This window comes from Mesorhizobium sp. M1143 (assembly GCF_040318435.1).
Lineage (GTDB): Bacteria > Pseudomonadota > Alphaproteobacteria > Rhizobiales > Rhizobiaceae > Mesorhizobium.
Genome location: NZ_JAMYMJ010000041.1, coordinates 1 through 25,247, shown reverse-complemented (window position 1 = coordinate 25,247; position 25,247 = coordinate 1). Strand labels below are relative to the sequence as shown.

Annotated in this window: 21 protein-coding genes and 1 pseudogene; 12 read left to right on the top strand and 10 right to left on the bottom strand. The window is 63.0% G+C overall.

The window, feature by feature from the left end; all coding sequences use genetic code 11:
* The first annotated feature begins 93 nt into the window (after positions 1 to 93).
* Both NKH35_RS23210 and NKH35_RS23205 read left to right on the top strand, forming a co-directional pair.
* The gene (locus NKH35_RS23210) at positions 94 to 1,170 is read left to right on the top strand and encodes an extracellular solute-binding protein (RefSeq protein WP_352916566.1); all 1,077 of its coding nucleotides are present in this window, start codon (positions 94 to 96) and stop codon (positions 1,168 to 1,170) included.
* The gene (locus NKH35_RS23205; RefSeq protein ID WP_352916565.1) at positions 1,167 to 2,462 is read left to right on the top strand and encodes a flavin monoamine oxidase family protein; all 1,296 of its coding nucleotides are present in this window, start codon (positions 1,167 to 1,169) and stop codon (positions 2,460 to 2,462) included. The genes NKH35_RS23210 and NKH35_RS23205 overlap by 4 nt, the downstream gene beginning before the upstream one ends.
* A gap of 40 nt (positions 2,463 to 2,502) precedes the next feature.
* On the opposite strand, the gene NKH35_RS23200 is transcribed toward NKH35_RS23205, so the two are convergent.
* The 3 genes from NKH35_RS23200 to NKH35_RS23190 all read right to left on the bottom strand — a co-directional run bounded on the left by NKH35_RS23200 (position 2,503) and on the right by NKH35_RS23190 (position 5,406).
* Entirely contained in the window at positions 2,503 to 3,576 is a 1,074-nt protein-coding gene (locus tag NKH35_RS23200; RefSeq protein ID WP_023690124.1) for an ABC transporter ATP-binding protein, read from the bottom strand.
* Positions 3,577 to 3,667: 91 nt separating this feature from the next.
* Positions 3,668 to 4,492, bottom strand: a complete 825-nt coding sequence (locus tag NKH35_RS23195; RefSeq protein WP_352916564.1) for an ABC transporter permease — start codon at positions 4,490 to 4,492, stop codon at positions 3,668 to 3,670.
* The gene (locus tag NKH35_RS23190) at positions 4,489 to 5,406 is read right to left on the bottom strand and encodes an ABC transporter permease (RefSeq protein WP_023806551.1); all 918 of its coding nucleotides are present in this window, start codon (positions 5,404 to 5,406) and stop codon (positions 4,489 to 4,491) included. Before NKH35_RS23190 ends, NKH35_RS23195 begins: the two co-directional genes overlap by 4 nt.
* A 291-nt stretch (positions 5,407 to 5,697) precedes the next feature.
* Here NKH35_RS23190 and NKH35_RS23185 point away from each other — a divergent pair, with 291 nt between their 5' ends.
* Positions 5,698 to 7,110, top strand: coding sequence for an aminotransferase (locus NKH35_RS23185; protein WP_352498128.1), 1,413 nt, complete (start codon positions 5,698 to 5,700; stop codon positions 7,108 to 7,110).
* 15 nt (positions 7,111 to 7,125) lie between these two features.
* On the opposite strand, the gene NKH35_RS23180 is transcribed toward NKH35_RS23185, so the two are convergent.
* Positions 7,126 to 8,328, bottom strand: a complete 1,203-nt coding sequence (locus NKH35_RS23180) for an aromatic ring-hydroxylating oxygenase subunit alpha (protein WP_023696407.1) — start codon at positions 8,326 to 8,328, stop codon at positions 7,126 to 7,128.
* A 503-nt stretch (positions 8,329 to 8,831) separates the two neighbouring features.
* Here NKH35_RS23180 and NKH35_RS23175 point away from each other — a divergent pair.
* A complete protein-coding gene (locus tag NKH35_RS23175; protein WP_023670066.1) occupies positions 8,832 to 9,212 on the top strand; it encodes a hypothetical protein in 381 nt (126 codons plus the stop codon).
* Between the two features lie 235 nt (positions 9,213 to 9,447).
* Here NKH35_RS23175 and NKH35_RS23170 read toward each other — a convergent pair whose 3' ends face one another.
* Together NKH35_RS23170 and NKH35_RS23165 are read right to left on the bottom strand one after the other, a co-directional pair.
* The gene (locus tag NKH35_RS23170) at positions 9,448 to 11,538 is read right to left on the bottom strand and encodes a hybrid sensor histidine kinase/response regulator (RefSeq protein ID WP_023670065.1); all 2,091 of its coding nucleotides are present in this window, start codon (positions 11,536 to 11,538) and stop codon (positions 9,448 to 9,450) included.
* A 222-nt stretch (positions 11,539 to 11,760) separates the two neighbouring features.
* Positions 11,761 to 12,489 carry a response regulator gene (locus tag NKH35_RS23165; protein WP_023670064.1) on the bottom strand — a complete coding sequence of 243 codons (729 nt, stop codon included), beginning with the start codon at positions 12,487 to 12,489 and terminating at the stop codon, positions 11,761 to 11,763.
* Positions 12,490 to 12,583: 94 nt separating this feature from the next.
* Between NKH35_RS23165 and NKH35_RS23160 the strand changes: the two genes are divergently transcribed.
* Complete coding sequence (locus NKH35_RS23160; protein ID WP_023670063.1) at positions 12,584 to 13,288, top strand: response regulator transcription factor; 705 nt, start codon at positions 12,584 to 12,586, stop codon at positions 13,286 to 13,288.
* A 71-nt stretch (positions 13,289 to 13,359) separates the two neighbouring features.
* Here NKH35_RS23160 and NKH35_RS23155 read toward each other — a convergent pair whose 3' ends face one another.
* The gene (locus NKH35_RS23155; RefSeq protein WP_023670062.1) at positions 13,360 to 13,530 is read right to left on the bottom strand and encodes a hypothetical protein; all 171 of its coding nucleotides are present in this window, start codon (positions 13,528 to 13,530) and stop codon (positions 13,360 to 13,362) included.
* A 33-nt stretch (positions 13,531 to 13,563) separates the two neighbouring features.
* Positions 13,564 to 13,896 carry a hypothetical protein gene (locus tag NKH35_RS23150; RefSeq protein ID WP_352916562.1) on the bottom strand — a complete coding sequence of 111 codons (333 nt, stop codon included), beginning with the start codon at positions 13,894 to 13,896 and terminating at the stop codon, positions 13,564 to 13,566.
* Between the two features lie 331 nt (positions 13,897 to 14,227).
* On the opposite strand from NKH35_RS23150, the gene NKH35_RS23145 reads away from it, so the two are divergent.
* Positions 14,228 to 14,689 carry a L,D-transpeptidase gene (locus tag NKH35_RS23145; protein ID WP_023683946.1) on the top strand — a complete coding sequence of 154 codons (462 nt, stop codon included), beginning with the start codon at positions 14,228 to 14,230 and terminating at the stop codon, positions 14,687 to 14,689.
* A gap of 165 nt (positions 14,690 to 14,854) precedes the next feature.
* On the opposite strand, the gene NKH35_RS23140 is transcribed toward NKH35_RS23145, so the two are convergent.
* Complete coding sequence (locus tag NKH35_RS23140) at positions 14,855 to 17,938, bottom strand: efflux RND transporter permease subunit (protein WP_023696405.1); 3,084 nt, start codon at positions 17,936 to 17,938, stop codon at positions 14,855 to 14,857.
* Positions 17,935 to 19,239, bottom strand: a complete 1,305-nt coding sequence (locus NKH35_RS23135) for an efflux RND transporter periplasmic adaptor subunit (protein WP_352916560.1) — start codon at positions 19,237 to 19,239, stop codon at positions 17,935 to 17,937. Before NKH35_RS23135 ends, NKH35_RS23140 begins: the two co-directional genes overlap by 4 nt.
* Positions 19,240 to 19,388: 149 nt before the next feature.
* Between NKH35_RS23135 and NKH35_RS23130 the strand changes: the two genes are divergently transcribed.
* The 6 genes and pseudogenes from NKH35_RS23130 to NKH35_RS23105 all read left to right on the top strand — a co-directional run.
* On the top strand, positions 19,389 to 19,925 hold the full coding sequence (locus tag NKH35_RS23130) for a TetR/AcrR family transcriptional regulator (protein WP_023831992.1): 537 nt from the start codon (positions 19,389 to 19,391) through the stop codon (positions 19,923 to 19,925).
* Positions 19,926 to 20,258: 333 nt separating this feature from the next.
* Positions 20,259 to 21,047, top strand: a complete 789-nt coding sequence (locus NKH35_RS23125) for a 3-hydroxybutyrate dehydrogenase (protein ID WP_023734628.1) — start codon at positions 20,259 to 20,261, stop codon at positions 21,045 to 21,047.
* Between the two features lie 139 nt (positions 21,048 to 21,186).
* Positions 21,187 to 22,006: pseudogene (locus NKH35_RS23120) on the top strand (chromate resistance protein ChrB domain-containing protein).
* Entirely contained in the window at positions 22,003 to 23,394 is a 1,392-nt protein-coding gene (chrA, locus tag NKH35_RS23115) for a chromate efflux transporter (protein ID WP_023734627.1), read from the top strand. The pseudogene NKH35_RS23120 and the gene chrA overlap by 4 nt, the downstream one beginning before the upstream one ends.
* Positions 23,395 to 23,631: 237 nt before the next feature.
* Positions 23,632 to 24,618 carry a methyltransferase gene (locus NKH35_RS23110; RefSeq protein ID WP_023727273.1) on the top strand — a complete coding sequence of 329 codons (987 nt, stop codon included), beginning with the start codon at positions 23,632 to 23,634 and terminating at the stop codon, positions 24,616 to 24,618.
* Positions 24,619 to 24,961: 343 nt separating this feature from the next.
* On the top strand, positions 24,962 to 25,247 hold a 286-nt coding region (locus tag NKH35_RS23105), incomplete at its 3' end, for a pilus assembly protein TadG-related protein (protein ID WP_352916559.1).

The window sequence follows — 25,247 nt, the reverse complement described above, 5'->3', positions numbered from 1 at the left end:
TGCCTGTCAGTGCGCCGGGCAGACGGTCTCGCCAAGGCCGCTGAAATTCCGTAACGTCGCCCGGCCGCTTTTCGCGATGAGGAGTTTCGCGCCATGAATTCCATGCTTCGCCGCCTCGCCCTTGCCGCTGCTCTTACAGTCGGCGCCGGCGCCGTGCTTGCTTATGCCGAAGGCGGCGGCGACCTCGTCGTGTTCGACTGGTCAGGCTATGAAGATCCGTTGCTGCACCCCGACTACACCGCCAAATACGGCGCCGAGCCGACCTTTGCTTTCTTCGGCGACGAGGAGGAAGCGTTCCAGAAGGTGCGCGCCGGCTTCAAGGCCGACATCGCCCACCCCTGCTCGCAAAGCGTGACCAAGTGGCGCGCGGCCGGCATTCTGCAACCGCTCGACACCTCCCGGATCGCCGGCTGGAAGGATCTCAATCCCGGCATCATGGCGATGAAGGATCTCGCCGTCACCGCCGACGGCAAGGCCTGGTTCATGCCGTTCGACTGGGGCAACACTTCGCTGCTCTACCGCACCGACAAGGTCACGGCGGAGGAAGCGCAGTCGCTGAAGATTTTCGCCGATCCCAAATTCAAGGGCCGCGTCACCATCGGCGACAATGTCGATGACGCCTATGCGCTGGCCAGCCTGGTCATCGGCCTCAAGGACTGGACCAAGATGACCGACGCGCAGTTCCAGGAGGCGTCCGCCTTCCTGCGTGACGTCCACAAGAACATCCGCTTTTACTGGACCGACGACACCGACCTCAACCAGGCCTTTACCGGCAATGAGGTCGACCTCGTCTGGGGCTGGAATGAGACCTTCGTGACGCTCAAGGGCCAAGGCATGCCGATCGCCATGAACCGCGACACCAGGGAAGGCATATCCACCTGGGTGTGCGGCTATGTGCTGATGAAGGATGCGCCGGGCAAGCTCGACCAGGCCTATGATTTCCTCAGTGCGGTCAACGCGCATGCCGTGTCCGATTACTTGGTCAAGACCTTCGGCTACGGCCACGGCAACAGCGCCGGGATGGCCGCGATCGACCATCAGGTGCTGAGCGACCGTGGCTTCGACAATCTCGACAAGTTCTTGGACAAGACGCTGTTCCAGCAGCCGGTGCCGCCTGAGCTCAAGCAGCGCATGGTCACGGAATTCGAGAAGATCAAGGCCGGCTATTGAGCGACAGGACTGAAAGAACCGATGTCGTCATCGTCGGCGCCGGTTTCACCGGCCTGTCGGCTGCGCTTGAGCTCAGAAAGGCCGGCATCGATGTCGTGCTGCTCGAGGCACGCGACCGCGTCGGCGGCAGGGTCGAGGCTATTCGCAACGGGCTTGGCGAGCGCATCGACAGCGGCGGCCAGTTTTTCTGCGAAGACATGCCGGAGGTGACGGCGCTGGCCGCGTCCCGTGGCAAGGCCTTCGTCGAAACCTATGTGAATGGCGATTTCATCACCCATCCATCGCTGTCGGTCGAAGAGGCCGAACGGACCTATCATGGCGCGATGGCAATCCGCGAGCGGATGAATGCGATCGAGCCGGACGATCCCTCGATCGCCGGCATGAGCGCTGCCGCCTGGCTCGAACGCCAGCATGATCCCACTGACGCCAAGACGGCTTTCCGCTCGATGATCGAAGGCCTGTGGTGCCTGGCGATGGACAAGGTGCCGCTGTGGTACCTCATCGACAATGACCGCCGCATCACCAACGAGGTGCCCGAGCTGCAATATTCGCTGCTCGAAACCATGCAGTCGCTGGCCGAGGACATGGCGGGAGATCTCGGCGACAGGGTTTGGCTGAACGAGCCGGTTACGCGCATCGAGCACGGGCCGCAAGGGGTTCGTGCCGTCTCGGCAAGCAGCGCCATCGAAGCGCGAAAAGTGCTGGTCGCGCTGCCGCCGGCGACGGCCGCGAAGCTGGATTTCGCGCCCGCTCTGCCGCCGGCTCTCGCAAAGGCGCTCGGCGTCTGGGAAAGCGGTGCGGTGATCAAGATCCTGGTGCGCTATCCCACGCCGTTCTGGCGCGAGCGCGACCTGTGCGGCATGGTGATGTGGCGCGACCTGCCGGGCCTGTTCGCCTGTGACGCCAGCAAGGATGCGCAACATGCCGCGCTGGTCGTCTTCGTCGGCGGACCACTGGCGTTGCGTTGGCGTCCGCTCGCGGACGCGGCGCTGCGTGCGGAGGTCACGGCAAGGCTCGTTGATGCCCTTGGCCCGGAGGCGGCCGGCATTATCGATTTCAGCCAGCGCGACTGGATCGATGACCGCTGGAGCGGCGGCGCCTACAGCGACCTAATTGTCGATGTGACGGCACGGGATGCCGAGCGCACGATCCGTGCCGGCGCTGCCCCGGTTCATTTAGCATCGTCGGAACTGTCGCCGTCATTCCCGGGCTATGTCGAAGGCGCCATCGTGATGGGGCGGATCGCAGCCAAACAGATCGCGACGGAACTTAAAATTCTTAGTGGAGCATGATCTTATTCCGAAAATCGGTTCCCACTTTTCGGGATCATGCTCAGTCCGCCATCGCCACCAGGGCCTCGGGATCGTAGCCGAGGCGGACCGACGTGCCGACGGGGATATCGTCGGCGCCGAAGTCGTTGGTCTCGGTGACCGACAGTGGCTTTTCCAATCCGGGTATCTCGACGATCAGGTGGGTGATCTCGCCAAAATAGTGGCGTTCGACCACCTTGCCGGCCACTTCGAATTTCGCCGTCGCATTGTCCCACAGCACGCGCAATCGCTCCGGCCTGATGCCCAGAGTGGCGCCGCCGCCATTGCGCATGAAGGCCTTCGGCTTGTCGGTCCTGACGCGGCCGAAGCCCAGCGTGTCGACGACCAGCGAGGCGGCATTCTCCTCTATGATCTGCGCTTTTACGAAATTCATGCCGCCGAGGAAATCGGCGACCTGGCGGTTGACCGGCCGCTGGTAGATTTCCTTGGGCGAGGCGACCTGGGCGATCTTGCCGCCGAACATTACGGCGATGCGGTCGGACATAGCGAGCGCCTCATACTGGTCATGGGTGACCAGCACGAAGGTGATGCCGACCGCCTGCTGCAGGCGGCGCAGTTCGACCTGCATCTGCTCGCGCAATTTCTTGTCGAGAGCCGACAGCGGCTCGTCGAGCAGCAGCACCTTGGGCCGCATCACCAAGGCGCGGGCGAGCGCCACGCGCTGGCGCTGGCCGCCGGAAAGCTCGGTGGCGAGGCGTTTGCCGAGGCCGGTGAGCGACACCTGCGCCAGCGCTTCCTCGACGCGGCGCTTTTCTTCCGTTCCTCCCAGCCTGAGCCGTTTCAGCCCATAGGCGACATTCTGCTCGACATTGAGATGCGGGAAGATGGCATAACTCTGGAATACCATGTTGGTCGGCCGGCGGTTGGCGGGGATGCCTTCCATCGACTGGCCGCCGACCGAGATCGAGCCGCTGGTCGGGTTGTCGAAACCGGCAATCATGCGCAGCAGCGTGGTCTTGCCGCAGCCGGAAGGGCCGAGCAGCGAAAAGAATTCGCCCTCCTTGATGGTCAGCGAGGCGTCGTCGAGCGCCTTGAACGCCCCATAGCTGCGGGTAACGCTGCGGATTTCGATCATTGCTCGGTCGGTTTGGGGTCGATCAGATTGGGCCCGCTCGGACTTATCTTGCTTGGATGGCTCATCCTGAGGCCGTTCGGCCCGGGACTGCTCAGGCATAGAGGCCTCCCTCGCTCTGGGTGCGTCTGGCCGCATGACGGCGCAGGATCTCGGCAACGGTCATCAAAACCAAAGAGGCAACCAGCAGCAGCGTGCCCAGCGCCAACACACCCGGCAGCTTGGCGGCAAAGCGCAACTGGCCCCAGATATAGATCGGCAGCGTCGTCTCGGTGCCGGTCAGGAAGAAAGCGATGACGAACTCGTCGAGCGAGATGGTGAAGCAGACCAGGAGGCTGGAAATGATCGCCGGCGCCACCATCGGCAGCGTCACCCGCCGGAAGGTGCCGAAGGCACTCTCGCCGAGATCGGCGGAGGCTTCTTCGAGGCTGCGGTCGAAGCCCTCGAAACCGGCGGTCAGCACCGTCATCGAATAGGGAATGCAGATCAGGACATGGCCGAGCACGACGGTGAACAGCGACAGGCTTAGGCCTAACTGCAGCATGACCAGCAGCATGGAGATGGCGAGGATGATTTCCGGCAGCACCAGCGGCGCCATGATCAGGCCATTGATTGTGCGGCGGCCGGGATAGCGGTAGCGGGTGATCGAGCGGGCGGCGAGGATGCCGAGCAGCGTCGACAGCACCGATGCCGAGATACCGACGATCAGGCTGTTCCAGGCGGCGTCAAGCAGCGCCGGCGTCTTCGGCAGGTCTTGGTACCATTTCAGCGTATAGCCGGTGAGAGGAAATTTTGGCGTCGGCGCGGTGTTGATCGAGAAGATCGGCAGGAAGATCACCGGCAGATAGAGAAAGACGACGTAGAGGAGGGCGTAGGCGGACAGCCAGCCGCCGGGGAAAAGGCGCCGCCTCGCCGTCATCGCGCCAGCCTCTGCAGCGCGCGGATGATGAGCACGGTGGCGCCCGCCATCAGCGTCACGACCAGCATGGTGGTCACGGACAGTGCCGCGCCGAGTGGCCAGTTGGAGGCCTTGTGAAACTGCGACTCGATGGCATTGGCGATCATCACGCCATCCTTGCCGCCGACCAGCCTTGCGGTGACGTAGTCGCCGACGGTGGGGATCATGACGATGAGAGCGGCCGAGATGACGCCCGGCGCCGACAGCGGCAGCGTCACGCGCAGGAAGGAGCGCAGCGGGCCGTCGCCAAGATCGGTGGCAGCCTCGACCAAGGTGCGGTCGACCTTCTCGAGCGAAACGAAGATCGGCAGGATGGCAAAGGCCGCCCAGGCGTGTGTGAGCGTGATGATGACGGCGCTGGAATTGTAGAGTAGCGCGGTCGATGGTTCGTCGATGATGCCGAGGCCCATCAGGCCGGAATTCAGCACGCCATTATAGCCGAGGATGACTTTCCATGACATCACGCGCAGGAGATAGCTGGTCCAGAACGGGATGGTGATCAGGAACAGCCACAGGCTCTTGTGGCGACCGCCATGGAACGAGATGAAATAGGCGATCGGATAGGCGAGGATGACGGTGAAAAAGCTCACCGTCAGCGAAATGTAGAGCGAGCGCCAGAGCAGATCGCGGTAGATCGGCTCGGTCAGCGCGATGCGATAATTCTCCAGCGTGAATGTATGGTCGATGGTGAGGTAGTTCTGCGTCCAGAAGGAGTGGGCGAAGACCACCAGGATCGGCACCAGCAGCAGGATCAAAGCGTAGACCAAGGTCGGGCTGATCAGGGCAAGGCCCTGGACGGACTCGGACTGCAGAAGGGCGTTTCGCCTTGCTCGCGTCATGCGCCGCGTGGGCACCCCTTCGGCAGCTACCGTCATTGCAGCGACCCGGGCGTGATCTCGGTTGCTGGCTCGAACTGTTCCGCCATGATGCTCCCATCGACCGGGCCGGCTGCCTGTTCCCAATTTTTGCGGAGCGCGCTTTGCTGGTTGCGCTCAAGCTTGCCGGCTTTCTTTCATCATGAGCGCATCCGTGCATTGAAATCAAGCGCTATTTCTGTAATATTGATTGAACGGACATTCAAAATGAAGTGAAGAAAGCCGGCTTTCCTGCCCTTGGCGCTTCGCTTTCTGTCCGGTGAAATTACGCTCAGACGATGCGAGGCAATGATGGCGGCTGCAAGAGACCTAAGAGCGATGGAAATGGCTGACGGTGGCGATGCGGTCGAGCTGGCCAAGCGCCATCTCATCCAGCCCTGGCCTTATGCCGGCTCGGTCGGCAATGAAGCGCGTGCGCTGATCGGCGAGGGCGATGGCATCTACCTCACCGATGTAACAGGCAAGCGACTGATCGACGGGCCGGCCGGCATGTGGTGCATCAATGTCGGCCACCGCCGCGAGGAGCTGGCCAGGGTGATGTACGACCAGGCGATGATGCTGTCCTACAACACGCCCTGGTATACGATGAATGCGCCGTCGGCCGAGCTCGCCAAGCGCCTCGCCGATCATGCGCCGGGCGATCTCAGCCATACCTTCTTCACCACCGGCGGATCGTCGGCTGTCGAGACGGCACTGCGCTTCATGCAGTTCTACAACAATGTGCGCGGGCGGCCGGAAAAGAAGCTGATCCTCAGCCGCGGCGGCGCCTATCACGGCTCGACCTATCTGTCGGCCTCGCTCAACGGCCGGCCGCGCGACCGCGACTGGATGGACGGCGCCGACGATCTGGTCGTCAAACTGTCCTCGCCAGACCCGTTCCGGCGGCCGAAAGGCATTGACATCGCCGCCTTCTGCGATTTCCTGGTCGATCAGTTTCGCGATGCGGTCGCCCGCGTCGGCGCAGAGAAGATCGGTGCTTTCGTCGGCGAACCGGTGCAGGCATCCGGCGGCGTCGTCGTGCCGCCGGATGGCTATCTCAAGCGCATTCGCGAAATCTGCAGGGACAACGATATCCTCTATATCTCCGATGAGGTGGTGACCGGCTTCGGGCGGCTCGGCCATGTCTTTGCCTCCGGCGATGGCTTCGGCATCGACCCCGACATGATCACCTTCGCCAAGGGCGTTACATCAGGCTATTTCCCGCTTGGCGGCGTCATCATCTCGGAGCGGCTGCTTCAGGAAATGCGCCGTTCCAACCATCCCGATGCGATGTTCGGCCATGGCCTGACCTATACCAGTCATCCCATCGGCTGCGCGGTGGCGCTGAAGAACCTCGATATCCTGGAAGACAGCGTGCTGGCCCACACGCGCGATGTCGCGCCCTATTTCCAGGCGCAGTTGAAGACGCTGGAGGAACTGCCGCTGGTTGGCGAAGTCCGCGGCATGGGCCTGATGGGCTGCGTCGAGTGCGTAGCCGACCGCGAAAGCAAGGATCCGCTGCAGCTCGACAAGGATGTCGGCAAGCGCATCGACGCGCATTGCCACGAACTCGGCCTCCTGGTCCGGCCGCTGATCAACATGTGCGTGATGTCGCCGCCGCTGATCATCACGCGAGAGCAGATCGACGACATGGTGGCGATCCTGCGCGAAGGCATTTCGCGGACCATGGACGATCTGCGCAAAGAGGGCGTGTGGCAGGGGTGACTGGCAGTTCCGCCCCTACACCTGCGAGCGCATAGCCTCATTGAGGTTCCACATGTCCTTCTCCTCCGGCGCCGTCTCCAGGCCCAGCACCGGGATCTGCTTGCGCAGATGGTCGTGGTGGGTGCGCACACCGTATTCGAGGTCGGAGAGATAAAAACCCTCGAAGGCCTCCGAGATCATGGACTCGTTTGACCAGACGGAAAGCTGCACGTCCTCGTTCATGGTATCGCGGTCGATGCGGTAGGCGAGATAGCGGGCGGCCGCCTGTTCCCGGGTCTCGTCGGGGTAGCGGTAGATGGCGCCGCGCAGCAGCGTCTCGCCGGTCGACAGCGGGAACTCCTGATAGAACTGCACCGATTCCGGCATGATCGACAGCGCGTTGTTGGGGAAGATGCCGTAATAGATCCAGGCCCTGCGCAGATGCTCCGGCAGGTGTGAGGCATCGGGCGTGAGCTTGATGTATTCGCGCACGCTCCAGCGCCGGCCGGCATGCGGATTGTAGGTGGCAAACGAGCGCGACACGCCGTTGATGAACGGCTCGTCGAAATAGGTCGAGCCGTAGAGATCCTGCAGCGCCGGATGCGCCATGGCGACGTGGTAGCCTTCATTGTCGACGTCGCGCACCGACTTCCAGTTGACCGGCGTTTTCTGTGTCCAGATGCCCCAGGACGGCACCATCTCGGCCACGTTGTAGTGTGCCATCTCGGCCTCGATCGGCTTCAACAGTTCGGCCACCGAAGGCTGCGGGCCGCCCTTGCGAAAGCGGACAAAGATGAAGCCCATCCATATCTCAAGGTCGAGCGGCATCAGGCCGAATTCGGTCTTGTCGAGCTCGGGGAAGGAGCGCGGCCGGGCGGCGCCGCGCAGCGTGCCGTCGAGATTGTAGACCCAGCCATGGAACGGGCAGACCAGCGCGTTCTTGCAAGTGCCCTGGCTGTCGGCGACGACGCGGCTGCCGCGATGCCGGCACATGTTGTTGAAGGCGCGCACGACGCCGTCCTTGCCGCGCACGATGAGCGCCCGCTCGCCGACCACGTCCATAGTCAGATAGTCGCCGGCATTCGGCACGTCGCAGACATGGCCGGCGATCTGCCAATGGTTGCGGAAGACGTATTCCTTCTCAAGTTCGAGAAGCGCGTCGGAGTGATAACTCCAGCCCGGCAGACCCCGCCGGTCCCAATCATTGGGGATCGCCACGTCACGGAGATGCGGGTTCATAAAAAAGCTCTTCTTTTATTGAATACTCATTCAATAAAACCATATTTTACATTGAAATGCAATGGCTTGTAGAAATCACAACTTTTCAAGTCGGCACAACAGGACCAGCTGAAAGCCAGAAAATCCCGGAATATCCGGGCGTTAACCGGGGGCGTGAAATAGCTGTCCGGCATGCGGATTTGGCCGTGCCGAGCTTGCAAACACGGCCCGCTCCGAGACGAAAATACCTGGCGTCCGCAAATTCGATCCGCAGTGTGAGCTTGTTCATAGTGCGGCCGACAGGAAGCGGGCTTGGTGCGTTCGCGGCCCGCCTGTCGTCAACATTTGATTGCCCGGATGAAACAGCTTCGCAAACGCATCTTGCCGTCGGCACATGACCGGATCTGTCCGGATATGCCCGAATTTCTTGTTTCAAACCTGTTACGCGGGCAAGCCAAGCGCATCATTCGCCCGTTACCAGGCGCGCTTAGGTTCGTTTCATAAGAAAACGAAGGGGAGCAGCAATGCATACGAAAGTCGAGATCACTAGCAACGAACGACGCGCCAAACTGGCACTGCGTCAGCGCGCCAGCGACCATCCGGTTGCGATGTTCTCCATGCTGGGCGCCTGCGCTCTGGCCGTCATGTTCCTGACACCGGCTTCCGGTCCGGCTTTTGCTTCGCTCAACCCGCCGGCCAATGTTGTCCAGGGCGCGCCGACCACCATCAAGACCGCCCGGCTGCCGGAGCCGGAAATCGATTTTGCCTGCCAGGGTCAGGCCTGGGGCGCCGAGAGCGCGGAGTGCCTGCGCGTCATCGCCGCCCAGTCCGGCGTGCACAAGGCGCGTTCCGTCCGCATGATCGCCAACGCAGCGCCGCTGACCACGACACCCAACGTTTTCTGAACCTCCCGAGCGCTTCCTCCCGCGCTCGTTCTTGGCTCCCGCCGCTTCCCTCGGTCGGGAGCCTCTTTTTTAGGGCCTATCGATATTCGGGTGAGGCCGGCCTGCGCATGGAGGTTCCCTGCGCTTCCGGTGCTCGCGTACTTCAAGTACGCTCCGCTCCGGTTCTCGGGAACCACCATTCTCGACTCGGCCTGACCCGAATCTCGATAGACCCTACATGGGTGCTTCCGAAAACTTAGCCGGCGGCGGCGACCTGGTCGGCTATTGCCGAGAGTACGCCGCGGACGTCCAGCGTCGAGAACGGCTTTTCCAGGATTTGCGGGCGCTGCGGCGCCGGCAAGGCTTCGATCTCGGCCTTGGCGCCGATCAGGTCGCCGGTGACCAGCACGAAGCGTTTGGCCAGCGCCAGGTTGTCGGCGAGCAATTCGCGGTAGATGGCAATGCCGCTGGTGCCGGGCATGCGCAAGTCGGAAAAGACGATGTCTGGCGGCATGTGGCCGGTCAAGGTCGCCGCCGCCGACGTCCAGGCCGGCACGACCCGCGACTTGATACCCATCAGTTCCAGGATGTCGGAGAGGGAGCCGGCGACGTCGGGTTCGTCGTCGATGATCAGCGCATGGCGCAAGCCGCTGGAACGAGCCGGGCTGTCGCCGGCTGCTGCCGCGCCGCCGGTGATTACCGGCAGCTGGACGACGAAGCGCGCGCCACGCGGCAGCACCTCCTCGAACCAGATATTGCCGTTGTGGCGCTCGACGATCGATTTCGAGATCGACAGGCCGATGCCGGTGCCGACGCCGACCGGCTTGGTGGTGAAATAGGATTCGAAGATGCGGCTGCGGATCGCCTCGGGAATGCCCGGTCCGTTGTCCTCGACCGAAAACCCGGGGTTGCCGCGATCGCTGCGGAATGTCCGCACCTTGATCAGGCGGTCGCCGCCGATACCGGCCAGAGCGTGTTGGCTGTTGATCAGGAAATTGGCGGCCACCTGCGTGACGTGGTCGGCATCGGCCATCGCCAGCAGCGGGCCGGGCGCGAAATCGGTGTCGATGATGATGCCGCTCGAGCGTGCGCCATAGGCGGTTACTTCGAGTGCGGCGCGGATCACCTGGTTGAGATCGGTCTCGGCCTGCGCCGCCGGATGCAGGCGCACCATCGACAGGAAGCTTTTGACGATGCGGCCGCAGCGCTCGGCAGCGGCGCGCACTTTCTCGGCGCGAACCTTGGTCTGCGGGTCGGTGGCGAATTCATGCAGCAGCGTCGACTGCGCAACGACCACGGCGAGCGGGTTGTTGAGCTCGTGCGAAACACCGGCCAGCAGTGAACCCATCGCCGCCATCTTCTCGTTCTGGTGCAGTTTTTCGCGCTGGCGGTTGATCTCTTCTTCGGCGCGCAGCTTATCGCGCAGATCGCGGATCGAACCGAAGATGAGCTGACGGTCAGCCACCCGCATCTCGGTCGCCGTCAATTCGATGGGAAACACCTCGCCGGCCGCATTCTGTGTCACGGTCTCAAGCCGTTGGCCAACCATCGGCGCGCCGCGGCCAGACATGTATTCGGCGCCCGAGACATAGCCCTTGCGGTAATATTCCGGCACCACGGTATCGAGCAGGTCCTTGCCGAGGATGTCGCTGCGCTGATAGCCGAACATCTTTTCGGCGGCCGGATTGAATTCGATGATCGAGCCGGTCTCGTCGATGACGATGATGGCGTCGAGCGACGCCTGCAGCATGGTGCGGCGGATGACTTCGCTGGCATGGGCGTCGGACGGCGAGTGCTCGATGGCGTCGCCGATGGCGAGCGCGATGATGTGCATCGTCGCCTCTTCCTCTTCGGTCCATTCGCGCTCGTTTAGGCAGTCATTGACCGCGAACGTGCCCCACAGATGACCGTGCGCGAACACCGATACCGACAGGAACGACTTGATGTGCTGCTTTTCGAAATCGGCCCTGAGGAACCCGTCGAGATCGCGCGTATGGCCGGCGAAGATCTTGCCTTGCCGCTCGTCCTCTCCAATCCGCTCCAGCAGCGGATCGGTATCGACGATCGACTGCATGATCACCGTCGGCGAAGCCAGTTCGCCGCCGAAGCGAGGATCGATCCAGTAGGCGGCGACCGATTGGGCGAAGCCCTGGCCGGGCAATTCGCGCAGCCTGAACAGGATGCCGCGCTGGCAATTCATGGCGCTGCAGAGCGTTTCGAGGATGGTTTCCATCTCGCGCTGCCAGTCGCCGGCATCGCGCAACCGGCGGACGACGCGCACAGCCGCCATCGCGGCGCTCTGGCGAGCGCCTTGCGGGTCCATACGTGGTGCTGGTTCAGCGGTCATGTCAGCCATCAGTAAAGGGCCGTCGAATTAGGCAGCTATGGAGCATTTCACGAAAAAGGTGAAACGCTCCATGTTTCAATGCAATCCCGAACGGAAATCGCTACGCACTGTTCCTGGAATTGCTAGAGCGTTTCACCGTTTCACGGAAACGGAGAAGCCTCTATCTCTTTGTTTTTACGCAATTCCGGGCGGAAAACCGCGTACACTTTTCCTGTAATTGCTCTAGTGCCCGTCACCGGTCGGCAGCGAGAAGATATAGCCTTCGCCGCGCACTGTGCGCAAAAATTTCGGATTGGCCGGATCGGTTTCGATCTTCTTGCGCAGCCGCATGATGCGAATGTCGACGGCGCGCGACGATTCAGGATCCTCAACAAAACCAATCGCCTCGGAGATCGCCGATCGCGTCAACAGCCGGTTGGCGCGGGTCAGGAAAACCTCCAGCACATCGAACTCGCTCTTGGCCATGTCGATGACGGCGCCGTTGGCGCCGGTGACAAGCCTGCCGTCGAGGTCGGCCTGGAACGGGCCGAAGGTCAGGCGGCGGCCGCCATCGGCTTGTGTCTTCGCCGCCTGGGGCGGGCTCGGCTGCGGAACGCGGCGCAGCACGCTGCGCACACGAGCCAGCACCTCACGCAACTCGTAGGGCTTGACGATGTAGTCGTCGGCGCCAAGCTCCAGCCCGACAATGCGGTCGAGTGCGGTGCCGGCAGCCGTGGCATAGATGATGCCGACCGGTATTTTCGAGCGCAGCCAGCGGCCGAGCGACAGTCCGTCCTCGCCCGGCATGGCGATGTCGAGAATGGCCAAATGAAACGATTCCGTCTCCAGCAAGGCGCGCGCCTCGGCCGCGCTTCCGGCCTGGGTCACATCGTAGCCGTTGGCGCCGAGATACTCGGCGACCGCGTCCCGGAGATCGGGCTCGTCCTCGACGATGACAATCCGTGCCCGCACTATGGCCTCGCTCCCGCTTTCAGCGGAAAGTAGATTGGGTATAAACATGATGTCCAGCACTCATATCCGGTTGCGGGGGAACGGGAAGAAAAACATGGCTGCACGATCCGTCATCGCGCTGGTTTCCGTCGCCGATGTGGTGGCCGGCGATCTTGCCGATCATCTCGACCGGCGCGGCCATGACGTGCGCGAGGCGCGGCAGCCCTGGGAAGCTGAATCCCTGCTTTCGGCCGGAGGCATCGATATCGTCATCGTCGGCGACAGCCTCAGCCAGGCGGAAGGGCGGGACCTGCTCAGGCGTTATGGCGGCGGCCAGAGCGCGGACGGGAAGGCGGGGCCGGATTTCATCCTGATCTGCCGGCCGGCCGATCTGGTCGACAAGGTGCTGGCGCTCGAGCTTGGCGCCGCAGATGTCGTCGAAAGTCCGCTCAATGTCAGGGAGCTTGCCGCGCGCATCGGCGGCCTGCTGACGCGGCGCGGCAGGTCCGCCCAGGAACTGATCGTGCTGGAAAATGCCACCGTCGATTTGCGGTCGGCCATCGTCATGCACCGTTCGGGTACGGAAGAACAGCTGTCGCCGGGCCAGGTGGCGCTGCTCAGGCTGTTTCTGGCCAGCCCGCGCAAGGTGCTGACGCGCGACGACATCATTGCGGCGGCGCCCGCCGAAAATGCCGATGCCTTCGACCGCTCGATCGATTCGCGCATCGTGCGGCTGCGCCGCAAGCTCGACACCGAAACCATCACAACTATACGCGGCGCAGGCTACCGGTTCGACCCGCCGACGCAGCGCGCCGACTGAGGGTCGGGAGGCTGGATTGTTCCTCGGCTCGCCCAAAAAAGCTGCGCAATCTCGGGCGCCATGCATAGGCGTCAGCGCACCACCAGAAGCGATGGTCCCGACGGCAATTCGCTGGCGACTACGATTTCGCTGGCGGCATGCGCGCGGTCCTTCAGGAGAACCGTGGCGAGACCGGCAAAGCCGAGCAGGCCTTGTGCATAGAGCAGTACCGAAAGCACGGAGGCTGCAGATTTCGTCTTCATCGGTTGTCCCCAAAAATCAGAACCGCGGGTGCTTCAGGATAAACCCGAAGTGCCCGCGTCGCCCACGGAGCCCCCCGTTGCGACGCGGGCCTTCGGTCCTCTCGGCAGCAAGTTGCCGGAGGGGCCGCGCATCCACTTCAACCCGAGGCCGACCCGCCAGAGGGCCCTGAGACGGTTGATGCGCAGACTGGAGACAATCCAGACCAAGGCTATGAACAGCGGGGCATGCAGCGTCGAAATCTCACCCGAATTCATCACCGCCAGTTTCGTCATCGGGGTGCCGGCTACTGTGCCGATGCCGCCGACGACAAATGCGGCGATGCTTATCCTGAAGAGCCAGGACAGGGTGGTCGATTTGATGCTCATTTTCGTTGGCGCCGGCTGTTCTCGTTGGGATGACTGTGCCGCGAGCCTGTAACCAGATCATGCCGCCCAGGCCGCGCTTTGTTGCAAGTCGGTTTCGAGCGAAGCCAATCTTCTTTCATATAAGGACATCAGCACTTTCGTTTGGGGGCGCGGTGCGTGATCGGGAGTGCGCAGCGAAGGCGGAGCACGCTTCCCTTGTCCACCTTGCTTGTTAACCAGAGGAAACAGATTCGAAACACAAACGAGCCTCAGCGAAGTCAGTCTGAAACATGGCGCGGGGATAAGGCGGCCACCGAATTGACGCCGGCAGGACCGGCAAAGAGGAGCCATCATGTACAAAGCCATTTCCGCCAAACTCATCAACGTCACCGCCGCAGCCGGCGGCGCCGCGCTTCTGCTTGGCACCGCCAACAGCACCGCCCATGCCGCGGCAAACCAGATCGTGGCGCGTGTTTCGCTGTCGCAGCAGACCATGGAAGTGCTGGTCGATGGCAGGCCGACTTTCGCCTGGAAGGTCTCGACCGGCGACAGTGCGCATGTCACGCCGACCGGCTCGTTCAAGCCGACCCGCATGCACGAGATGTGGCATTCGAAGAAATACGACAACGCGCCGATGCCGCATTCGGTCTTCTTCAGCGGCGGCTACGCCGTGCATGCGACCAACGCCATCAAGCGGCTGGGACGGCCGGCGTCGCATGGCTGCGTGCGGCTGCATCCCGACAATGCCGCCGACTTCTACCAGTTGGTCGAAACCTTCGGCCCGACCAACACCAGCATCGTCATCGTCAAGTAGCAGACTGCGTTTGGAGCGATGGTGCAGCGCAGCCGGACAGGTCATGCCGCACCGCAAGTTCCCGCCTTGGAGCTCCATCGGGGCTTCGCGGTAAATCAATCCAGTCAAAAAAAGAGGCCGGGAATTTCCGGCCTCTTTTCGTTTGTTCGCTGACGCCGTTCGCGCTCAGTCCGCGTGCACCGGCATCAGCTTCGGGTCTGGCTTTTCGGCGTGGTGCGGCAGGTCCTTGCTGGCGATGAAGGTGTAGAACATCGGCACCACGAACAGGGTGAACATGGTTCCGACCAGGATGCCGGTGAAGATCACGAGGCCCATCGAATAGCGCGCCGCCGCACCTGCACCACTGGACACGATCAGCGGCACGACGCCGAGCGCCATCGCCGCTGTCGTCATCAGGATCGGCCGCAAGCGCACCTTGGCCGAGGCGACGATCGCATCGCGCCGCCTCATGCCATGCAACTCGCGCTGCTGGTTGGCGAACTCGACCAGAAGAATGCCGTGCTTGGTGATCAGACCTATCAGTGTGATCAGGCCGACCTGCGTGTAGATATTGAGCGTTCCAAGCCCCAGATTGAGCGGCACGATGGCGCCAAAGATCGACAGTGGCACCGCCATCATGATGATCAGCGGGTCGCGGAAGCTTTCGAACTGCGCCGCCAGCACCAGATAGATGACGATTACGGCGGCTGCGAACGCGATAAGGATCGTGTTGCCCTGCTCCTTCTCCTGCCGGGACTGGCCGGAATAATCGATGAAGAAGGTATCGGGCAGGCTCTCCTTGGCAAGGTTCTCCAGGGTCTGCAGCCCGTCGCCCGTGGTGACGCCGGGAAGCGGCAGCGCTGATATCGTCGCCGAGTTCAGCTGGTTGAACTGCTCGATCGCGGCCGGCGCGGCGTTGGTCGAAATCTTCACCACCGCTGAAAGCGGCACCATTTCGCCGGTCACGCTACGCACGAAATATTCGCCGAGCTTCTCGGGATTGTCGCGGAATTCCTTCGGCACCTGCGGGATGATGTCGTAGCTGTTGGAGTCGCGGTCGAACTGAGCCACTTCGGCGCCGCCGACCAGCAGCGTCAGCGTCTGGCCGATGTCGGCGATCGGCAGGTTGAGAGCCGCCGCGCGGTCGCGGTCGATGGTCACCGTCACCTGCGGAGCGTCAAAGGACATCGAGTTTTGCACGACGATGAAGCGGCCGGAGGCCTGCGCCTTGTTCTTAATCTGCTCGGCCGCCTCGTAGACCTCGGCGGAACCACCGGTCGAGCGCACCACCATGGAGATCGGCAGGCCGCCGCCGGAGCCCGGCAGCGTCGGCGGCGCGAAGACGAAGGCCTCGACGCCGGCCACCTTGCCGAGGCGTCCCTGGATATCGGCTTGAAGCTCCTTTGAGTTGCGCTGGCGCTCGGCCCAATCCTTGAAGGCGAAGCCGACAAAGGCGCCGTTGGTGGCGCCGCCAAAGGCAACGGCGGAGAATTGCGCCCTGGTTTCGGGAATGTCCTTCACCAGGCCGAGGATCTGGTTGACGTAGGTCTCGGTGTAGTCCGAGGTCGCGTAGCGCGGTGCCGTCACGATAGACAAGAGGAAGCCCTGGTCCTCTTCCGGCGCCAGTTCGCTCGAGGTCTTGGTGAACATGAAGCCGGTGAGCGCAACCAGCGCCACGACCATCAGCAGCGTCACCGGTCGATTTCTCAAGGAGGCGGTGACCGCCCGCTCATAGACATGCTCGACACGGCTGAAGGTTCCGTCGACGACGCGCTGGAAGCGACTGTGCGATCCCGCCTTGAGCAGACGCGCCGCCATCATCGGCGTGATGGTGACGGCTATGAGGCCGGACAGCACCACCGAACCGGCGAGCGTCACCGCGAACTCGCGGAACAGCGCACCGGTCAGGCCGCCGGTGAAGGCCAGCGGCGCGAACACGGCGGCGAGCGTGATGGTCATGGCCACGATGGCGGAGAAAATCTCGCGCATGCCGTTGAAGGCCGCCTGCATCGGCGACATGTGGTCCTCCTCCATGTGGCGATGGATGTTCTCCACCACCACGATAGCGTCGTCGACGACAAGGCCGATGGCCAGCACCATGGCCAGCAGCGACAGAAGGTTGATCGAATAGCCGACCGCAAACAAAAGGAAGCAGACGCCGACCAGCGACAGCGGGATGGTCACGATCGGCATCATCACCGAGCGGAATGAGCCGAGGAACAACAGGATGACCACGACGACGATGGCGACGGCTTCGGCGATGGTCTTGAACACTTCATCGATCGAGGCGCTGATCTGTTCGGTGGAATCATAGACGATTTCGATGGTCATGCCTTTCGGCAGCGTCTCTTGAATCAAAGGCACGATCTTGTGGATCGCCTCCGCCGTTGTCAGCGGGTTGGCGGCCGGCGTCGGGAAGATGGCGAGGAAGGTGCCGGGCTTGCCATTGAAGCTCACCCTCGTGTCGGTGCTCTCGGCGGCAAGCTCGACTCGCGCCACGTCGCGCAAGCGCACCACCTGGCCGTCCGTCGAGCGCAGCGGAAGCTCGGCAAAGGCCTCAGGCGTCTGCAGCGTCGAGCGAACCGTGATCGAGGAGACGACATATTCGTTCTCGGTGTTGCCGGGCGCCGACAGGAAGTTGGAGTTGTTGATCGCCGCCAGCACTTCGGCGGCGGTGACGCCACGCGCAGCAAGCTTGACCGGGTCGATCCAGACCCGCATCGAATATTCCTCGGCGCCGAAGATCTGCACGTCGGCGACACCTTCGACCGTCGACATGCGGGGCCGCACGACGCGCTCGATATATTCGGTGAGTTGCTCCTTGCTCATGTTCGGATTCTGCATCGAGATGTACATCATCGCGAACTCTTGGCCGGTGCCCTTGACGATGACCGGGTCCTTGGATGCATCCGGCAAGGTGCCGCGTACGCCCTGCACCTTCGACAGGACCTCGGTGAGCGCGACATCCGGATTGGAGCCGAGCTTCATCTGGACGACCACGGTGCTCGAAGACGGCCGGCTGGACGAGGTGACGTAGTCGATGTTCTCGGTCGAGGCGACGGCCCGCGCGATCGGGGCGGAGATGAAGCCCTGGATCAGGTCGGCGCTGGCGCCGGGATAGGCGGTGGTGATGGTGATCGCCGTCTCGTCAACCTTGGGATACTGCCGGATCGACAGGTTGAAGATGCCCTGGAAACCCAGGAGCAGGATCATGCAGGCGAGGACGGTGGAGAGGACCGGCCGGCGAATGAAGATGTCGGAAAAGTTCATTGCTGAGCCTGCTGGTTAGCCGACTTGCTGGGGTCAATGGTGTTGTCGACAGCGACGGACATGCCGTTGAAGAGACGGTTCTGGCCGGCGGTGACGACCTCGTCTCCAGCCTTGATGCCCTCGATGATCTCGACCATGCCGTCGTTGCGGCGGCCGGGCTTCACGAATACCTGCGACAGCACAAGCGCCGGCTTTTCCGGTTCTGCCGCGGGCTTCGCGGGGTCGACAGCCGGCTTGGCCGCGGGCTTCGCCGCGGCGTCTTCGGCAGCCGGTTTCGCGCCGGCCTGCTTTGCATCTGCCGCCGGCTTTGCCGCGTCGGCCCCTGCAGCAGGCTTTTCCTCGGGTTTCGCGGCCGGAGCGCCTTCCGCCGGCTTCGCCGGAACGACGACGAAGACGAAGTCGCCATAGAGGCTCGACGTCAATGCCGTCTGCGGCAAGGACAGAATGTTTTTCTCCTGCGGCAGCTCGACGCGAACCTGGACGAACTGGCCGGGCGTCAGCTTGCCGTCAGGGTTGGCGACCTCGCCGCGGACGGACACCAGGCGGCTTGAAGCGTCGATCTTGGGATCGATGCCGCGAATGGAGCCGGCAAACGGCATGTCGGCGCCGCCGCCGGTGCCGCCGAGGCCGAGCCGCACCGCCTGGCCTATCTTGAGCAGCGGCAACTGCTGTTCGGGTACCGAGAAATCGACCCGCATGGTGTCCAGATCCTGCAAGGTCACCACTGCGTTGCCGGGCGAGAGATATTGGCCGAGGTCGATCTTGGGGATGCCCACGGTGCCGGCGAACGGCGCCGTCAGCTGCTTCTGATCAAGCACGGCCTGCAGCTTGTTGACCTGCGCCGCGGAAGCCGATGCAGCGGCTTGAGCGGTGTCGAGCGTGGCGTCCGTGCCGACGCCGCGCCGTTGCAGTTCCAGCGCGCGTTCGAGTGCCGTCTTGTCGGACACGGACTGCGCCTTGGCCGCGACGAGATCCGCGCGTTCGACGGCATCGTCGAGCTGCAGCAGGACCGAATCGACAGGCACCTTCTGGTTGGCATGGAAAAGGATGTCCTTGACGATGCCGCTGGTCTCGACGGTAAGGTCGACACCGCGCACGGCGCGTACCGTGCCGATCGCCTCGACGCCCGGCGTCCAGTCGGAAGGCTTGACGACAACCGTCGATACGGTCGTCGCCGGCGGCTTCATGGTGGCGAAATACTGTTTGATAGCGTTATCGCGGAACAAGTTGAAGCCGACAACGCCGACGCACACCAAAGCGAGCAGAAGCAGAATTGCGGTGATAGAGATGAAGCGCTTCACGAACTGTCCCCTCGGCCGATGTCCGGCAAAATAGCCGAATAGCGGGACACTTATCGACGCCAGGTCCCGATTACAAATGACGGCGAACTTACTGTACCGTCTGGACGGTCTTGTCAATTCCGCCTAGGCTGGTGCGGGGGAAGGGATCGATGAAGACCCGAAGGGCAAATTCGCGCGACAAGATACTCGCCGCCGCCGCCGATGTCGCACGCGAGGCCGGTCCCGGCAGCCTGTCGCTTGACGCCGTCGCCAGCCGCGCCGGCGTGTCGAAAGGCGGCCTGTTATATAACTTTCCGACCAAGGCCAAACTGATGCAGGGCCTGGTGGAGAATTACCTGCGCGCCTTCGAGCTGGCGCTGGAATCGGGCCGTGTCGCCGGCGCCAGCGGCGAGAGCCTCCTCGCCACCTATATCCGGCTCTCGGCGGATGATTGTGAGGAGCCGAAGCCGACGGCTTCGTGGATATTCTCGGCGATCGCCGAGGATCCGGATTTCCTGACGCCGATAAAAGCCTTCAAGTCACAGCTGCTGCAGCGGCTGAAGAGCGAGACGCCGGACCTCAAGACGCTGCTGGTCTGCTTTCTGGCCATCGAAGGGCTGCGCAGCATGAACCTCTTCGATTCCGACGTGCTTTCCGCCGACGAACGCCGCTTGCTGGTATCGGCCCTGCTGGAGATTGCGGGATAGCTCAAGGCGTCGGGTCGAAGAAGCGATACGGGCCGGGCGGAAAGGACGGTTGGTGAGCGGCATGGCATAGGCACGCATCACGACATCGGCGATTTCAAGCTACAGCCCCCCTGATTCGTTGGATCGATGGTTCAGGAATGACTGCGCGAATGCGCGGCCGACTATGTTGCGCCGCACCATAACACTGCCGTGTCAGCCTCGAGACGGCGCTCGGCGAGGCCGGCAAAGCGCGTTTTAGGGCTGTGATGGCGCCGACATATGGTTATGGCGTTGTCATGTTGTGGCGCACAAACTATGTGCCTTTGTAGTCCTCCTAACAGTCGCGAGATCTCCATGGGTTCCCTTTCTTCGAAGAATGCGCTCGTCACCGGATCGACCAGCGGCATTGGCCTGGCCATTGCCCGCGCCCTTGCCGCCGAGGGCGCCAACGTCACGATCAACGGCCTTGGCGAAGCCGCGGCGATCGAACAGGAGCGCGCCGGCATCGAGAAGGATTTCGGCGTCCAGTGCCGCTACTCCGGCGCCAACATGATGGACGGCGCAGCGGTGACCGCCATGCTGCGCGAAGCCGAGCAGGCCTTAGGCAGCCTCGACATTCTGGTCAACAATGCCGGGATACAGCATGTCGCGCCAATCGAGGAGTTTCCCGACGACAAGTGGGAAGCCATCATCCGCATCAATCTGCTTGCCGCCTTTTACGCGATCAAGGCCGTGGTGCCCGGCATGAAGGCGCGCAAATGGGGCCGCATCATCAACACCGCGTCGGCGCATGCACTGGTCGCCTCGCCGTTCAAGTCGGCTTACGTCTCGGCCAAGCACGGCATAGCGGGTCTGACCAAGACGGTAGCGCTGGAAGTCGCGCAGGACGGCATCACCGTCAACGCCATCGCGCCCGGCTATGTCTGGACGTCACTGGTCGAAAAGCAGATCCCCGACACGATGAAGGCGCGCGGCATGACCGAGGAACAGGTCAAGCGCGACGTGCTCCTGGCGGCACAGCCGACGAAGCAATTCGTCACCGTCGAGGAGCTCGCCGCGCTGACGCTGTTTCTGTGCTCGGACTCGGCCAGGCAGATTACCGGCACGACTTTGCCGATGGATGGCGGCTGGACGGCGCAGTAGGCGCGCTCCCCGGCGCCGCTCTTTCCTTGACAAAGACGAAAGATCAATCCAGCATTGTGGCAAGGGGTTCCTTCGCGACGACCCCGTGAGGCGTCAGCCCAATGATCGCGTCCAAACTCTCACTCTGGAGGTGGACGCCATGCCGTCAACAACCGCAATCACCGTAGCGCAGCTTTCCCGCCTTGTCGGTCTGTCCGACGCGCCTGTTCTTGTCGATGTCCGCATCGACGAAGACTACGACGTCGATCCGCGGCTGCTTCCGGCCTCGTGCCGGCGCGACTTCAAGTCTGTTTCGAGCTGGGCGGCCGAGTTCACGGGGGCTCATGCTGTCGTCATCTGCCAGAAGGGGCTGAAGCTCTCGCAAGGCGTTGCCGCATGGCTGCGCCATGAGGGCATTGCTGCCGAATCCCTTGAAGGCGGCTTCGAGGCGTGGCAGGCGGCCAAGGGACTTCTGGTCAAGGCCGACAAGATACTGCCCCGCGACGACAAGGGCCGCACGGTCTGGGTGACGCGTGCCCGCCCCAAGGTCGACCGCATCGCCTGTCCTTGGCTGATCCGCCGCTTCGTCGATCCCCTCGGCGGTGTTCCTGTTTGTCGAGCCGTCTGAAGTGCTGGCGGCCGCCGATCGGTTTGGGGCGGTTGCCTTCGACATCGACGACGTGTTCTGGAGCCATCGCGGCGAGCGCTGCACCTTCGACACGATGATCGAAGAGTTCGGGTTGCGGTCCGAAGCGCTCGATCGCCTTGCGCTGATCGTGCGTGCAGCCGATACGGCGCGCCTCGATCTCGTACCGCAGGCGGCCGGGTTCCTCGCTGCATCGCTCGGGCTGTCGCGCATGTTCCGCGACGATCTCGAACAGCTTGATGCCGGCATGCTGCTCTACGATGCGTTCTTCAGATGGTGCCGCGATGCCACTGACGAAACCCACAATTGGCCCAGCGCGGGCAAAGCGCCATGAGCGCCCTCGCCGCGGACGACGATGCACAGGCTACCGAGGCTCCGATCGTCCCGACCTTCCGCCAAGCCGCGAAACTGTGGGCAAGGATCGGCCTGCTCTCCTTCGGCGGGCCGGCCGGACAGATCGCGCTGATGCACAAGGAATTGGTCGAGGATCGCCGCTGGATCGGCGAGCAGCGGTTCCTGCATGCGCTCAACTACTGCATGCTTCTGCCAGGCCCCGAGGCACAGCAGCTCGCCATCTATATCGGCTGGCTGCTGCACCGGACCGCCGGCGGCCTCGTTGCCGGCATCCTGTTCGTGCTGCCCGGTGCGTTTGTCATGCTGGGCCTCAGCATCTTCTACGTGCTTTACAATGATGCGCCCGTCATCGAGGCGCTGTTTTTCGGCATCAAGGCGGCGGTGCTGGCCGTCGTCGTCGAGGCGGTCCTCCGCATCGGCAAACGGGCGCTCAAGAACCGGGTGATGATGGCGATCGCGGTGGCCGCGTTCCTTGCCATCTATGTCATCAGGCTGCCGTTTCCGCTGATCATCCTGGTTGCAGGGCTGACCGGCTGGATCGGCAACCGCCTGGCACCGGCGCGTTTTTCCGGAGCCGCACGCGGCAAGGACAATTTGCCCGATGTCAGGGGCGCCGTCGACGTCATGTTCGAACGCGGCGACCTCGCTCACACCAAGCCGACGAAATGGCACGCGCCGCGCACCATCGCGATCTGGCTGCCGATCTGGCTCGGGCCGGTCGTACTGATCCTGGCGCTGACCGGCCCTGCCAGTGTTTGGGCACAGCTTGGCGGCTTCTTCAGCCTGATGGCGGTGGTCACATTCGGCGGCGCCTACGCTGCGCTCTCCTATGTCGCGCAGGCAGCGGTGACCTCGTTCGGCTGGCTGGCGCCGGGTGAAATGGTCGATGGGCTTGGTCTGGCCGAGACGACGCCGGGACCATTGATCCTGGTGCTGCAGTTCGTCGGCTTCGTCGCCGCCTATCGTCACGCCGGTGCGATGGGACCGCTTGTGGCCGGATCGCTCGGCGCATTGCTGACGGTCTGGGTGACGTTCGTGCCGTGCTTCTTCTGGATCTTTCTGGGTGCCCCCTACATCGAGGCGCTGCGCGGCAACAAGGCGCTGTCGGCGGCGCTGAGTGCGATCACGGCGGCTGTGGTCGGCGTGGTGATGAACCTTGCGCTGTGGTTCGCACTGCATGTCGTCTTCGGCGCGGTGCACCGTTTTGGTCTTGGGATGGAGCTACCGGTGCTGTCGTCGCTGGATTGGCGCGCCGCGCTGCTGGCGGCGGCCGCCATGGTCGCCATGCTGAAACTGAGGATCGGCATGCTGCCGACATTGGCCGGCTCGGCGCTGGCCGGACTGGCGCTGCTGGCCTTGCCTGCGTAGCGTCCGAAGGCGCGACCAGCCATTATCACAGCCGGATTTTTGAGGTATGCCGGGCCGGCGCACAACGGTCGCGGGCGCTGGTAGGATCAGCGCTGGCCCCGGAGATACGCTTTACGTCGAACCCGATACCGCCAAGCTGAACCTGCTCGACGCGGAGAGCGGCGCGCTGGCGAACTGATTTGACGAGGTTGGCCGAGCTGTTCAAAGTCGATCCTGGATCGCACAACGGGATATGACATGGTGGATTCCGATCGGATCGACAAGCTGATCGCAGGGGTGCCCCCCGCCTTGGCGCTTCGTGCCGGGCTGGACCTTGGCATCTTCACCTGGCTCGGCGGCGATGCTGCGACTGCCGACAGCCTTGGGGCAGCGCTCAAAGTCGAGCCCGCTCGTCTGTCGCGGCTCCTCTACGCGCTCGCCAGCATCGGTCTCCTCGACGTCGAGGATGGTCAGTTTCGCAACGGAGCCGAAGCGTCGGAGTTTCTTGACGCGTCCAAGCCGACCTATCGCGGCGGCGATCATGTGCTGCTGCGCGAACTCTGGGGAGCCGACCTTTTGACCGCAGAGTCGCTGCGGCAGAATCGGCCGGCCGCGCTGCACGACTTTTCCGAAGCGGGGCCAGAATCCGCAGCGGCCTTCAGCCGCATGCTCGCACCGGGAGGGGTGATTTTCGGCCGAAATCTCGCCCGTGAACTGGACTTCTCGGCGGTCAGTTCGGTGATCGACATCGGCGGCGGCGCCGGGACCATTCTGGTCGGTCTTCGCGAGCGATGGCCGCATATTGCGGCGACTTTGATGGAACTCCCGACGGTCGCGGCGGTCGCACCAGCGATCCTGTCGGAATACGGTGCCGGCGATGTGGTTGTCGAAGAAGGCGACATAACGGTCGCGCCATCGACCGGCCGGCATGACTTGGCAATCCTGAAGGCTGTCGTCCAGGTCCTGCCGCCGGACCAGGCGCGCAGTTCGATCCTGAACGCGGCGCGTTGCCTCACCCAAGGAGGCGAGATCGCAATTGCGGGGTGGGGTGTCGTCGATGACGACCGTCTCGGCCCGCCTGAGGGTGTCTTTCTCAATCTCACCTTCCTGAACCTTTACCGCGCGGGCGAATCGTACACGGAAGGTCAGTATCGCGGGTGGATGGCCGGGGCTGGGTTCCGGGATATCTCCAGGTCGCAGCTGACCGACGGCACCACGTTGTTTCGTGGGCGCCTCACGGACTGATCGTGGCTGGAGTGGTTGGTTTCGGGCGTGTGTGGCCCTCAGAGCCAGCCCCGGACGGATTGCACAAAGTTCCTGAGGCGGCGTGAGCCGATCTTTCCCCTTACCGGCAGCGCGGTGTCCCCTGTCTTCTCGATAGCTTCTTCGCAGAGGGGGCATTTAAATGTCACTTGGTCGACAACAAAGTTCGGGATAGCGGCATATTTCGCATTCGTCGATTGGGGCGGAACCTCCGACAGGATGTTGCGCGGTCGCTGCAACTTGCGCCTAGCTAGCCCGTTCGACTACGTCGAATCGGAATGGAGTTTTTAGACATTCGTTTATCTATTCGTGGTTTCTAATACATATGGCATCCAACGCGTTCACCCGGATTTGGTTTGCTTTGAGCCGCCTAAGGCGCGCCACGAACGGTAACGTTGCCGTCATCGTTGCCTTCACCTTGCCGGTCGTGGTTGGCGGCGCCGGCCTCGGTGTGGAGACATCCTTCTGGTATTACAGCAGCCTCAAGCTGCAGGCCGTTGCCGATGCCGCGGCCTGTGCCGGTGCGCTCGAGAAAGTCGCGGGTTCCGATAACCCGACCATCATCGCCGCCGCCACGCAGTCCGCGACCTCGAACAATTTTGCCACGCCGG